Raw genomic sequence first — 12,335 nt, 5'->3', positions numbered from 1 at the left:
TGGTAAGTGGGGCTAGTCTAGCGTTTTGTCTGCGTTTGCGGGAAGGGTCAGAATGGGAAAACAGGAAAATCCGGAGGATCTGGAATACAGGGCCCGCTCGGCAGCGCTGCGGTTGCTGGCCAGGCGAGAGCACAGCAGGCTGGAGCTCAGTCTCAAGTTACGGCAGCGAAAAATCCCCAATGAGGTGATTGAGCCGGTGCTGGATGACTATGAAGCGGAAGGGTGGCTGGATGATGACCGTTTTGCCGATATCTACGCCCGCCAACGCATGGATCTTGGTTACGGTCCGCTCCGCATCCTTGCCGAGCTTCAGCAGCGAGGCGTGCACCACACCCCGGCCTGTGTGAACGATCTGAATGACAAAGACTGGTCGGAGCGGGCTATCCGGTTGCGTCTGAAACGGTTTGGCGGAATCGATATCCGTGAAGACTGGGAGGAGAAGGCGCGACAGGCGAGGTTCCTGACGCGACGTGGGTTCGCTTCGGCTCATGTCGAGGCAGCGCTTGATTATGTGGAGCGGGAAGACGGGGAGTGGTGATGACCCGGCCGTTATAAGGTGGGAGGAATCATTCCCAGCTCTCGCGGTAACATGGCTCGCATGTCGCCTTCGGACCTGGAGCTGGCGGAACCGTCGCTGGCCTCAGCTCCATCCAGTTCCACGAACCAGGGCTCTTTCGGTGCGGGGCGTTCCTCCTCCGGTTCCGTCATCCAGGCCAGAACGTCGTAGTAGCGGCGGATGTTCTGCACATAGATCACCGGTTCGTGTCCCCGGGCATACCCATAACGGGTCTTTGAGTACCATTCTTTCTGCGCCAGCAATGGCAGGAATTCCTTGACGTCCATCCAGCGGTCCGGATTCCTGCCAGCGTCTTCTGTCAGTCTTCGTGCGTCTTCTAGGTGGCCGAAACCCACATTGTAGGAAGCCAGTGCGAACCAGGTCCGGTCTGGTTCCGGAATGCGGTCAGGGATCTGGCGGTGAACGAGAGTAAAGTACTTCGCGCCGCCATGGATGCTTTCTTCCGCATCCAGCCGGTTGTTGATACCAATCTGGCCTGCGGTATTCCGTGTCAGCATCATCAGGCCCCGGACCCCGGTGGGAGACACGGCATTCGGGCGCCAATGGGATTCCTGGTAACCGATCGCAGCCAGTAACCGCCAGTCAATGCCGTAATCCTCGGCATAGCTGCGGAAAAGCGCTTCATATTTCGGCAGGCGATTGTTGGCGTGGTGAGCGAAGGTGCGGGCACCCACGTAGTTGAGGCGGTCAAGGTGGCCGTAAAACCTTTCAGACAACTGTGCGAGAGTGCCGTCTTCACGGAGCTGGTTGAGAAAATCCCGTGCGGCCGTCGTTAATGAATCGTCCTGCTCTGCGGGGAAAAGCCAGGCCAGTTCTTCCGGTTCGCCCAGGGAAAAGGATTCCTTCACCTGCGGAAAGTATACGTGGTTCAGGTCCAGCTCGTTCGACGACACAATGGCCATGGTGAATTCCCCGGACTCCACACGTGCCAGGACGCCGGCTGCATCCAGCGTGGCGTGAACCTGCCAGTTCAGATCCGGATGTTTTTCCCGGAGCTCCAGCAGTCGGTGCTCGTGGTTGCTGTCGGCCACCAGGTGCACGGTGGTGCCGGCCAGGTCTTCGACGGTTTCCGGGCGGTCAGTGCCCCGGTGGTAGACAACCACGGACTCGGCCTCAATTCCCGTCGGCAATGCGTGATATTTTTCAGCCAGCCCGGGACGATTCGACAGGCCAGCCAGGCCAATGTGGGCGAAATTGCGATTAAGTACAGACAGGATTTCGGTGTTGTTCCCGGCCACGCGCACCCGAAGTTCCACGCCCAGCTCCTCAGCAAAGCGTTTGGCGAGTTCGTAGTCATAGCCGGTGATGCCATCACGTCCCTCAAAGTATATGGACGGGGCAGTGCGGGTGATAATATGAAGTACGCCTTCCGAGCGGATCTCCTGCAATGTGGTCGGCCTGGAGCATCCACCTGCCAACATGACAATAGCGAAAGGCAAAAGCCAGTGCATCAATCGGCTTCTGGCATACCATTTGAGTTTTGACAAATCCCTGGTCTCCCCTGGTACTGCTGCAGGATCCTGAGTGTACGACCAAACCCCGCTGGTGCGATCACCGTTGAAGCCGGTGCAGGTTGATCCGAGTTCTTCGCTGATGGTGGCGTCCGTTGCCACAAAACCATGATCTCCGGTCCGGTCGTGCCGGTCAATAAACGTGATCAATTTATATGCAAAACAATGTCAATTTTACATGGCCGTAATTACACGTGTGGCGCTGTATCCCTGCCACGCTTTCAAGTATCATGGCGGCCTTTCAGATGGCCGGGTGCCTTCTGCCAATTCTGGCAGGCGCCCTGACCTCCCAGTTTCGCGCGATACAGGTTTCTATCATGCTTGAACTTCGCGGCGCTCCAGCGCTTTCGCCTTTCCGCTCCAGCAAATTGCATGCTCGCATTCAGGACGTTGTGCCAGAAGTTGAGCACGTCTATGCCGAGTTCATGCACTTCACCGATCTGGAGTTCGAGCTTTCCGAGCCGGAACAGGCCATTCTGGACCGATTGCTGACCTACGGGCCGAGCGTGCAGGTGGAAGAGCCCGAGGGCGTTCTGTTTCTTGTTGTTCCGCGCCCCGGTACCCTGTCTCCCTGGTCGAGCAAGGCAACCGATATCGCCCGTAATTGCGGCCTGCGTCAGATTCGTCGGATTGAGCGGGGTGTTGCCTATTACGTCCGCGCCAACCGCAAGCTGAACCTGGCCCAGCGCGAGAAAATCGCCGCCCTCCTGCATGACCGCATGACCCAGAAAGTATTTCATGAAATGGGCGGCGCGGAATTACTGTTCAGTCATGAAGAGCCCCGTTTGCTGAACCGCGTGCCGGTCCTGGCCGGTGGTCGCGATGCTCTGGTGGAGGCGAACCAGTCACTGGGACTGGCGCTGGCGGAAGATGAGATTGATTATCTGGTGAAGTCGTTCACGGAGCTGGAGCGCGACCCTACCGACGTTGAGCTCATGATGTTTGCCCAGGCGAACTCCGAGCATTGCCGCCACAAAATCTTCAATGCTTCCTGGGATATCGACGGGGAAGGGCAGGAAAAGTCCCTGTTCGCGATGATTCGCAACACTTATGAAATGAACAGTGAAGGGGTGCTGTCCGCCTACAAGGACAATGCCTCCGTTATTCGTGGCAGCCGTGGTGGTCGTTTCTTCCCGGATCCTGAGACCGGTATTTACGGGTACAACCAGGAAGACATCCACATCCTGATGAAGGTGGAAACCCATAATCACCCCACGGCGATCGCGCCTGCTGCCGGCGCCGCGACTGGTTCCGGTGGCGAGATACGTGACGAGGGCGCAACCGGTCGCGGCTCGAAGCCAAAAGCCGGGCTGGCGGGCTTTACGGTGTCGAACCTGAATATCCCCGATGATCCGCAGCCCTGGGAAATCGGTTACGGCAAGCCGGACCGCATTGCCTCGCCCCTGGACATCATGATTGAGGGGCCGATCGGCGGCGCCGCATTTAACAACGAATTTGGCCGTCCGAATCTGGCCGGTTACTTCCGCACCTTTGAAGAGTTGGTGCCGGGCGCGGCCGGTGAGGAAGTTCGCGGTTATCACAAGCCCATCATGATTGCCGGTGGTCTCGGCAACATCCGGGGCGAGCATGTGGAGAAAGGCAATATCCCGGTCGGGGCCAAACTGATTGTGCTTGGTGGTCCCTCCATGCTGATTGGCCTCGGTGGCGGTGCTGCGTCGTCCATGGATTCCGGCGTCAGTAACGAAAACCTGGATTTTGCCTCTGTACAGCGTGATAACCCGGAGATGGAGCGCCGTTGCCAGGAAGTGATTGACCGCTGCTGGCAGATGGGTGAGAACAACCCCATCGCCTTCATTCATGATGTCGGTGCCGGTGGCCTGTCGAACGCCATGCCGGAACTGGTCAAGGATGGTGGTCGTGGTGGCAAGTTCGAGCTGCGCGATATTCCCAGCGATGAGCCGGGCATGTCCCCGCTTGAAATCTGGTGCAACGAATCCCAGGAACGCTACGTCATGGCGGTGGCAGCGGAGAACCTGAAACAGTTTGATGCGTTGTGCCGTCGTGAGCGTTGCCCGTACGCAGTCATTGGTGAAGCCACCGAAGCGCATCACCTGGAACTGGGTGACTCCTATTTTGATGACAAGCCCGTTGACCTTCCCATGGAGGTGCTGTTCGGCAAGCCGCCGCGCATGCACCGTAGCGTATCCCGGTCTTCCTTTACCAAGCCGATCTTCGACTCCACCAAGGTGGATCTGAACGACGCTATCAGGCGGGTATTACGGTTGCCATCGGTTGGCTCCAAGAGTTTCCTGATTACGATCGGGGATCGTACCATCACGGGGCTGGTGGCCCGGGACCAGATGGTCGGACCCTGGCAGGTGCCGGTCAGCGATGTGGCTGTTACGGCAAGCTCTTTCGATGTCCGTACCGGTGAAGCCATGGCGATGGGCGAGCGAACCCCGGTCGCAGTGATTGATGCTCCGGCTTCCGGACGCATGGCCGTGGGAGAGGTGATCACCAACCTCGCCGCGGCGTCCATTGCGGAGCTGTCTGATATCCGCTTGTCCGCGAACTGGATGGCTGCAGCGGGCCACCCGGGTGAGGATGAAAATCTTTACGAAACCGTTCGTGCGGTGGGTATGGAGCTGTGCCCCGAGCTGGGCATTACCATCCCGGTGGGCAAGGATTCCATGTCCATGAAAACCGTCTGGGACGAAGACAGCGGTGAGCAGAAGAGTGTGACATCGCCACTGTCCCTGATTATCAGCGGTTTCGCTCCGGTTACTGACGTGGCACGAACGCTGACACCGCAGCTGATAACGGACGCCGGCGAAACCGACCTGATCCTGATTGATCTGGCCGCGGGCCAGAACCGTCTTGGTGGTTCGGCCCTGGCGCAGGTATATCGCCACGTAGGCGCTGTTGCTCCCGACCTGGACGACCCTGAGGACATCAAGGCGTTCTTTGCGGTTATTCAGGGGCTCAACGGCGACAATAAATTGCTGGCCTATCATGATCGCTCGGACGGCGGTCTGTTCGTAACCCTCGCCGAAATGAGCTTTGCGGGTCACACCGGCATCGACATCAAGCTGGACGGACTGGCAGAAGAAGCCTCCCAGTTTGCCCGGGAGCTGTTCAACGAAGAGCTCGGGGCTGTCATCCAGGTGCGCCGCGAAGACACCGATTTTGTACTGCAACAGTTCTCCGGAGCCGGTCTTGGCGATCATACCTCGGTGATTGGTTCTTTGAGGGAGGACGATCGCGTCCGCTTTACCTTCAGAGGCACAGCGGTGGTCGATGAAGCCCGGGCTGATTTGCAGCGGTTGTGGGCGGAAACCAGCTATCGCGTCCAGTCCCTGCGTGATAATGCCGAGTGCGCGCAGGAAGAGTTCGACAATCTGCTGGATCTGGAAGATCCCGGGCTCAGTGTCGATCTCAGTTACGATATCAATGAAGACATCGCCGCTCCATTTGTGAACACCGGTACCCGACCAAAGGTCGCCGTGCTCAGGGAGCAGGGTGTTAATGGTCAGGTTGAAATGGCGGCGGCCTTCGACCGGGCTGGATTCGAGTCGGTTGATGTTCATATGAGTGACCTGCTCTCCGGTCGCATCTCGCTGGAAGGTTTCAACAGCCTTGTGGCGTGCGGGGGCTTCTCATACGGTGACGTGCTGGGAGCGGGCGAAGGCTGGGCCAAGTCGATTCTGTTCAGTGATCGTGTCCGGGACCAGTTTGCGGCATTCTTCAATCGTCAGGACACCCTGGCGCTGGGTGTCTGTAACGGCTGTCAGATGCTCTCCAACCTCCATGAGCTGATCCCGGGCAGTGAGGGATGGCCACGCTTTGTGCGCAACCAGTCAGAGCAGTTTGAAGCGCGTCTGGTGATGGCCGAAGTCATGCCTTCCCCGTCAGCCTTTATGGACGGTATGGCGGGCTCGAAGATGCCCATTGCGGTTGCCCACGGAGAGGGCCGCGTCGAATTTGGTGGCGCCGCCTCCGCTTCGGCGCTGGAGGAAAGCGAGCTGGTGGCCTTGAGGTATGTGGATAATCGCGCCCGGGCGACCGAGCGTTACCCATATAACCCCAACGGCTCCGAGGCCGGCATTACCGGTGTGACCACGCGTGATGGCCGGGTTACCATCATGATGCCTCACCCTGAGCGGGTGTTCCGCGCGGTTCAGCATTCCTGGCGTCCTGGCGAGTGGCAGGAAGACGGTCCCTGGATGCGGATGTTCCGCAATGCGCGTCGCTGGTTTGGCTGATCACTCCGCTTGAACCGGAGCCGGCCTGAGGGGTTGCAAAACTGCAAGTCCTTCGGCCGGTTTTTTTGTGCCTGCAAGTCTCAAGTCTGTGCATAATTCAAGGGGAATTTCTCCTGGAAATGGTATTTTTTCTCTTGACTCGTTACGTTTATGCACATTGTTGGTGCCATGCTGTGCGATCCATGAGCAATTAGATGATTTTTGGTTCAACTTTTGATCGACTTTAGTAAGATATTGATAAATAAGAGTTTATTGCTTTAGGTGAATTTGTCGCCAATTTAACGGAAGTGCAGTAATCACGGGGGATGGGGGCACGTACCCAAAAACTTTCCCCAGAGTTATCCACAGATTCTGTGGGTAAGTGGGTAAATGCTTAATCTGTACAAAAAATATCCGACGTTGTTGGGGCGGATGTTTCGTTTCGAGGAGTGAAAGCCATGTACAAGCTTTGTTATTTCGTGCCGGAAACACACCTGGAACAAACCAAAGCGGCGCTATTTGAAACCGGGGCGGGCCGCATCGGTGATTACGACTGTTGTGCCTGGCAATGTCGGGGGCAGGGGCAGTTCCGTCCTCTGGACGGCAGTCAGCCGTTTCTTGGTCAGCAGGGCGAACTGGAAGTGGTGGATGAATACAAGGTCGAGCTTGTATGTAAAGACGAACTCATCAGTGAGGCGCTGGCAGCGTTCAAGAAGGCGCACCCCTATGAAGAGCCCGCCTACGAAGTCTATCGAATGGAGGCTATGTAGCGGGTCTTACGTGCGGGCTTTGATTGAGTAGCGAATGTCACTGACATGTACCTGGAAGGATTCGCGTCTCAGATCTTCCAGGTAGAGCTCCAGGGTTTTCCGGACCGTCGGAAATGAAATCTCGTCCCATGGAATGTCATCAAGATCGAACAGCTGGGTTTCCAGGGATTCCTCACCGGCCCCGTAGGTGCCGTCGATCAGCGTCGCACGATAGAACATGTGTACCTGATTGATGTGAGGGACATCGATAATCGTGTAGAGGCCATCAATGTTGACCTCGGCGAGCGCCTCTTCCCGGGTTTCCCGGGCGGCGGCTTCGATGGTGGTTTCCGCGTTTTCCATGAAACCGGCCGGCAGGGTCCAGTAGCCATAGCGAGGTTCGATGGCGCGCCGGCAAAGCAGAATGCGGCCTTCCCAAATGGGAACTGTGCCCGCTACGATACGGGGGTTCTGGTAATGTATGGTTTCGCAGCTCACGCACACATAGCGGTGGCGGTTATCGCCCTGGGGAATTCGTTGTTCAACAGGATGGCCGCATGTGCTGCAGTATTTCATGGGTTTCACCGTATACTTATATAAAATGTTTGGTAGCAAGTTTAACGATCTGTGCTGCCGCTGTCTCATTCAATAGTCAGTCGTAAGTGGAGCAGGGTTTTGCACGACCTCCTTAAAGAACGACTTGCCGGATACGCGCCCCGTCAACTGGCGTTGGATTATCCGGAGGCCGGAATTCTTGTACCGGTTACAGACGATCACCGGAATCCCGAAATGGTGTTCACACTAAGGTCGTCCAATCTCAATACCCATCGAGGGCAGGTGGCTTTCCCTGGCGGTAAACGGGATGTGTCCGATCCCTCCCTGGCGGCAACAGCGCTCCGGGAAACACACGAGGAAATCGGATTACCCCCGGACCAGGTGCGGGTAGTCGCGCCACTCAGTCAGGTCATGTCGCGGTATGGGATATTGGTGACACCTTACGTGGGTGTGATTCCTTGCGATCACCCGTTGACTGCGAATCCCTATGAAATCGAGAGTATTTTTCGGGTTCCTCTGGAATTTTTCCTGGAGGACAATAGAGAGCGTACGGATGCTCTCGATTTTCTGAATCATACTTTTTATGTTCCCTGCTACCGATGGGAGCGTTACCAGATCTGGGGATTGTCGGCTGTGGTGCTGGTCGATTTTCTCAACGCCGTATACGGCGCTGGCATTGATCTTCTGGAACCACCCACTCCCAAAACTTCCCGCACAGGAGGCTGATATGTTTTATTCGCTGGGCGATCGCAAGCCAGAGCTGGAGGGCGCTGGTCAATATGTCGCCGACAACGCAACGGTCATTGGCAGTGTCCGGTTGATGGACAAGGCCAGTATCTGGTTTAACGTGGTCATCCGTGGGGATAACGATCTGATTACGATTGGTCCCGAGTCCAACGTGCAGGATGGCTCAGTACTTCATACCGATCCGGGGATCCCTCTGACCCTCGGTCGCGGTGTTACGGTGGGCCACAAGGCGATGCTTCACGGCTGCAATATCGGTGACTATTCGCTGATCGGCATCAATGCCGTGATCCTTAACGGTGCAAAGATCGGCAAGCACTGCCTGATAGGGGCCAACACTCTGATACCCGAGGGCATGGAAATTCCCGATGGCTCCATGGTTGTAGGGTCGCCTGGCAAGATCAAGCGCGAACTGAATGACAACCAGAAGAAGATGCTGGAGCTCAGCGCCCTTCATTATGTCGAGAATGCCGAGCGCTATCTTGGTCAACTGGCACCGTATGAGCCTGAACAATGAAAGTCGCTGATAAGGTGCGCTCTCCGTGCGTCAGTGTCTGCGCTCTTGATGCCAATGATGTCTGCATCGGATGCCATCGGACCGGTGATGAGATCATGCGCTGGACCCGGATGACCAATGATGAGCGCCGTGATGTTCTAAAGAAAGTTGCCAGGCGTGAAGAGAAAGTTGCGCTGTAAACCTTGAAGCTACAGGAACCCTGAACGATGTCTGAAACCGTGCGCGTTGGTACACCGCTGAAATCAAATGCCTTCAAAGTCCTGTTCTGTGGCTCGGGGGAGTTGGGGAAGGAAGTTGTCATTGAGCTCCAGCGTCTTGGTGTCGAGGTGATTGCAGTTGATCGCTACGCCAACGCGCCGGCGATGCAGGTTGCCCATCGTAGTCATGTCGTGGATATGCTGGATGGTAAGGCGCTTCGCGCGGTTATTGAACAGGAGCGCCCCAATCTGATTGTTCCGGAGATCGAGGCGATTGCAACACCTGAGCTGGTGGAGTTGGAGAAAGAAGGGTATCGGGTTATACCGACGGCCCGGGCGGTCAATCTCACCATGAATCGTGAAGGGATCCGGCGGCTTGCGGCAGAAGAGTTGGGACTGCCTACGTCTCCGTACCGGTTTGCCGAAACCCGGGAAGATTATCTGGAGGCGGTCCGGGAAATCGGTTTGCCTCTGGTGGTGAAGCCGGTGATGAGCTCATCTGGTAAAGGGCAAAGCACCGTCAAAACGGAAAACGATATTGAGGCGGCCTGGGAGTATGCACAAACCGGCGGCAGGGCAGGTAAGGGGCGAGTGATTGTTGAGGGCTTTGTGGATTTTGATTACGAAATCACATTGCTGACGGTGAAGCACCGGGATGGTATCTCCTTCTGTGATCCGATAGGTCACCGTCAGGAGGACGGTGACTACCGGGAATCCTGGCAACCGCAACCGATGAGTGCAAAAGCCCTGGCCCGCTCAAGGGAGATAGCGGAAGCCGTCGCGGGCAACCTTGGCGGTTATGGCGTATACGGGGTTGAGCTTTTCATAAAGGAAGACGATGTTTGGTTTTCCGAAGTGTCACCTCGCCCTCATGACACCGGCCTGGTGACACTGGTTTCCCAGGATCTGTCTGAGTTTGCACTTCATGCCCTTGCAATCCTCGGGTTGCCGGTACCGGCGATTCGCCAGCAGGGGCCTTCCGCCTCAGCCGTGATCCTCCCGGAAGGGGATTCTTCAGAGGTGTCTTATGCCGGTCTTGAACATGCGCTGGCTCATCCCGATACCCAGTTAAGGCTGTTTGGTAAGCCGGAACTGAAGGGGCGCCGCCGCATGGGCGTTGCCCTTGCGAAAGCGGAATCGATAGAAGAAGCCAGGGCAAAGGCAACCCGTTCCGCAGCAGCCGTAAAAGTGGATATTTAGTGGGGCAGTGACGGTCTTTGGAAAAAGTTTTGAATGAACCGTTGACACCTCGCCTGAGCTCTGTAGAATGCGCATCTCTTTCGAGGGGTAAGCCACTGAGGCGGCTCCGGATTCGAAAGGCAACTGTTTGAAAGTATTGAAGAAAACGAGTTTCAAATTTCTTCAGAAAGCGGTTGACAAGGTGGCGGTTCAGTGTAGAATGCGCGCCTCGATACAGCAGTAAGCCGGTGAGTTTTTCGGCGGTTTCCGGAGACGGAAACAGCGAGAAATAAACGGTTGACAAGGCGGCGGAGCGATGTAGAATACGCCACCTTGATCGGGCAAGCCCCGAACGCTCTTTAAAAAGTTAACCAAGTAATTCGTGTGGGCGCTGGCCGAGGTGTTTCGGATACGAAATATCAGGACAGTGACTCGTCGAAATTGAGTTTTGTCTTGAGCAAGAATAGGGAATCTTCGGATTCTTGTATGATTTAAACTGAAGAGTTTGATCATGGCTCAGATTGAACGCTGGCGGCAGGCTTAACACATGCAAGTCGAGCGGTAACAGGGGGAGCTTGCTCCCCGCTGACGAGCGGCGGACGGGTGAGTAATGCTTAGGAAACTGCCCAGTAGTGGGGGATAGCCCGGGGAAACCCGGATTAATACCGCGTACGCCCTTCGGGGGAAAGCAGGGGATCTTCGGACCTTGCGCTATTGGATGTGCCTAAGTCGGATTAGCTAGTTGGTGGGGTAAGAGCCTACCAAGGCGACGATCCGTAGCTGGTCTGAGAGGATGATCAGCCACATCGGGACTGAGACACGGCCCGAACTCCTACGGGAGGCAGCAGTGGGGAATATTGGACAATGGGGGCAACCCTGATCCAGCCATGCCGCGTGTGTGAAGAAGGCTTTCGGGTTGTAAAGCACTTTCAGTGAGGAGGAAAACCTTATGGCTAATACCCATGAGGCTTGACGTTACTCACAGAAGAAGCACCGGCTAACTCCGTGCCAGCAGCCGCGGTAATACGGAGGGTGCAAGCGTTAATCGGAATTACTGGGCGTAAAGCGCGCGTAGGTGGTTTGATAAGCGAGATGTGAAAGCCCCGGGCTTAACCTGGGAACGGCATTTCGAACTGTCAGGCTCGAGTGTGGTAGAGGGTAGTGGAATTTCCTGTGTAGCGGTGAAATGCGTAGATATAGGAAGGAACACCAGTGGCGAAGGCGGCTACCTGGACCAACACTGACACTGAGGTGCGAAAGCGTGGGGAGCAAACAGGATTAGATACCCTGGTAGTCCACGCCGTAAACGATGTCTACTAGCCGTTGGGACTCTTGAAGTCTTAGTGGCGCAGCTAACGCACTAAGTAGACCGCCTGGGGAGTACGGCCGCAAGGTTAAAACTCAAATGAATTGACGGGGGCCCGCACAAGCGGTGGAGCATGTGGTTTAATTCGACGCAACGCGAAGAACCTTACCTGGCCTTGACATGCAGAGAACTTTCCAGAGATGGATTGGTGCCTTCGGGAACTCTGACACAGGTGCTGCATGGCCGTCGTCAGCTCGTGTCGTGAGATGTTGGGTTAAGTCCCGTAACGAGCGCAACCCCTATCCCTAGTTGCTAGCAGTTCGGCTGAGAACTCTAGGGAGACTGCCGGTGACAAACCGGAGGAAGGTGGGGATGACGTCAGGTCATCATGGCCCTTACGGCCAGGGCTACACACGTGCTACAATGGCGCGCACAGAGGGCTGCAAACCCGCGAGGGGGAGCTAATCTCACAAAACGCGTCGTAGTCCGGATCGGAGTCTGCAACTCGACTCCGTGAAGTCGGAATCGCTAGTAATCGTGAATCAGAATGTCACGGTGAATACGTTCCCGGGCCTTGTACACACCGCCCGTCACACCATGGGAGTGGATTGCACCAGAAGTGGTTAGTCTAACCTTCGGGAGGACGATCACCACGGTGTGGTTCATGACTGGGGTGAAGTCGTAACAAGGTAGCCGTAGGGGAACCTGCGGCTGGATCACCTCCTTAAACGAAGCCGAATGCTTCGGTCAGAGTCCACACGAATTACTTGGTTGGCTAATAAAGAGAGCAAAAGGGTC

At 56.3% G+C, this 12,335-nt stretch carries 9 protein-coding genes and 1 rRNA gene; 8 read left to right on the top strand and 2 right to left on the bottom strand.

The window, feature by feature from the left end; translation table 11 throughout:
- Positions 1–52: 52 nt before the first annotated feature.
- Complete coding sequence (locus tag ACJO5Y_RS12940; protein WP_406987724.1) at positions 53–538, top strand: regulatory protein RecX; 486 nt, start codon at positions 53–55, stop codon at positions 536–538.
- A gap of 11 nt (positions 539–549) precedes the next feature.
- Here ACJO5Y_RS12940 and mltF read toward each other — a convergent pair whose 3' ends face one another.
- Positions 550–2,028, bottom strand: coding sequence for a membrane-bound lytic murein transglycosylase MltF (mltF, locus tag ACJO5Y_RS12935; RefSeq protein ID WP_406988012.1), 1,479 nt, complete (start codon positions 2,026–2,028; stop codon positions 550–552).
- A gap of 377 nt (positions 2,029–2,405) precedes the next feature.
- Here mltF and purL point away from each other — a divergent pair, with 377 nt between their 5' ends.
- Both purL and ACJO5Y_RS12925 read left to right on the top strand, forming a co-directional pair.
- The gene (gene purL, locus ACJO5Y_RS12930; protein ID WP_406987722.1) at positions 2,406–6,311 is read left to right on the top strand and encodes a phosphoribosylformylglycinamidine synthase; all 3,906 of its coding nucleotides are present in this window, start codon (positions 2,406–2,408) and stop codon (positions 6,309–6,311) included.
- Between the two features lie 437 nt (positions 6,312–6,748).
- Positions 6,749–7,060 carry a YqfO family protein gene (locus ACJO5Y_RS12925; RefSeq protein ID WP_406987720.1) on the top strand — a complete coding sequence of 104 codons (312 nt, stop codon included), beginning with the start codon at positions 6,749–6,751 and terminating at the stop codon, positions 7,058–7,060.
- Between the two features lie 6 nt (positions 7,061–7,066).
- On the opposite strand, the gene ACJO5Y_RS12920 is transcribed toward ACJO5Y_RS12925, so the two are convergent.
- Positions 7,067–7,615, bottom strand: a complete 549-nt coding sequence (locus ACJO5Y_RS12920; protein ID WP_406987718.1) for an NUDIX hydrolase — start codon at positions 7,613–7,615, stop codon at positions 7,067–7,069.
- 99 nt (positions 7,616–7,714) lie between these two features.
- Here ACJO5Y_RS12920 and ACJO5Y_RS12915 point away from each other — a divergent pair, with 99 nt between their 5' ends.
- From ACJO5Y_RS12915 to ACJO5Y_RS12895, 5 genes are all read left to right on the top strand, one after another.
- Entirely contained in the window at positions 7,715–8,320 is a 606-nt protein-coding gene (locus tag ACJO5Y_RS12915) for an NUDIX hydrolase (RefSeq protein ID WP_406987716.1), read from the top strand.
- A 1-nt stretch (position 8,321) separates the two neighbouring features.
- On the top strand, positions 8,322–8,855 hold the full coding sequence (locus tag ACJO5Y_RS12910; RefSeq protein ID WP_406987714.1) for a gamma carbonic anhydrase family protein: 534 nt from the start codon (positions 8,322–8,324) through the stop codon (positions 8,853–8,855).
- A complete protein-coding gene (locus ACJO5Y_RS12905; RefSeq protein WP_127331754.1) occupies positions 8,852–9,034 on the top strand; it encodes a DUF1289 domain-containing protein in 183 nt (60 codons plus the stop codon). The genes ACJO5Y_RS12910 and ACJO5Y_RS12905 overlap by 4 nt, the downstream gene beginning before the upstream one ends.
- Positions 9,035–9,061: 27 nt before the next feature.
- Positions 9,062–10,252, top strand: coding sequence for a formate-dependent phosphoribosylglycinamide formyltransferase (gene purT, locus ACJO5Y_RS12900; RefSeq protein ID WP_406987712.1), 1,191 nt, complete (start codon positions 9,062–9,064; stop codon positions 10,250–10,252).
- A 472-nt stretch (positions 10,253–10,724) separates the two neighbouring features.
- Positions 10,725–12,264, top strand: a 16S ribosomal RNA gene (locus tag ACJO5Y_RS12895).
- Positions 12,265–12,335: the final 71 nt, after the last annotated feature.

The organism is Marinobacter alkalisoli (genome assembly GCF_045449855.1).
In the GTDB taxonomy this organism is placed as follows: Bacteria; Pseudomonadota; Gammaproteobacteria; order Pseudomonadales; family Oleiphilaceae; genus Marinobacter.
This window is presented reverse-complemented; position numbering and strand designations above follow the sequence as displayed.

Bases quoted from the DNA above. Each gene is read 5' to 3' on its own strand.
- purT (WP_406987712.1), top strand. From the start codon at position 9,062: ATGTCTGAAACCGTGCGCGTTGGTACACCGCTGAAATCAAATGCCTTC.
- ACJO5Y_RS12920 (WP_406987718.1), bottom strand. From the start codon at position 7,615: ATGAAATACTGCAGCACATGCGGCCATCCTGTTGAACAACGAATTCCC.
- ACJO5Y_RS12910 (WP_406987714.1), top strand. From the start codon at position 8,322: ATGTTTTATTCGCTGGGCGATCGCAAGCCAGAGCTGGAGGGCGCTGGT.
- mltF (WP_406988012.1), bottom strand. From the start codon at position 2,028: ATGCACTGGCTTTTGCCTTTCGCTATTGTCATGTTGGCAGGTGGATGC.
- ACJO5Y_RS12940 (WP_406987724.1), top strand. From the start codon at position 53: ATGGGAAAACAGGAAAATCCGGAGGATCTGGAATACAGGGCCCGCTCG.
- purL (WP_406987722.1), top strand. From the start codon at position 2,406: ATGCTTGAACTTCGCGGCGCTCCAGCGCTTTCGCCTTTCCGCTCCAGC.
- ACJO5Y_RS12925 (WP_406987720.1), top strand. From the start codon at position 6,749: ATGTACAAGCTTTGTTATTTCGTGCCGGAAACACACCTGGAACAAACC.
- ACJO5Y_RS12905 (WP_127331754.1), top strand. From the start codon at position 8,852: ATGAAAGTCGCTGATAAGGTGCGCTCTCCGTGCGTCAGTGTCTGCGCT.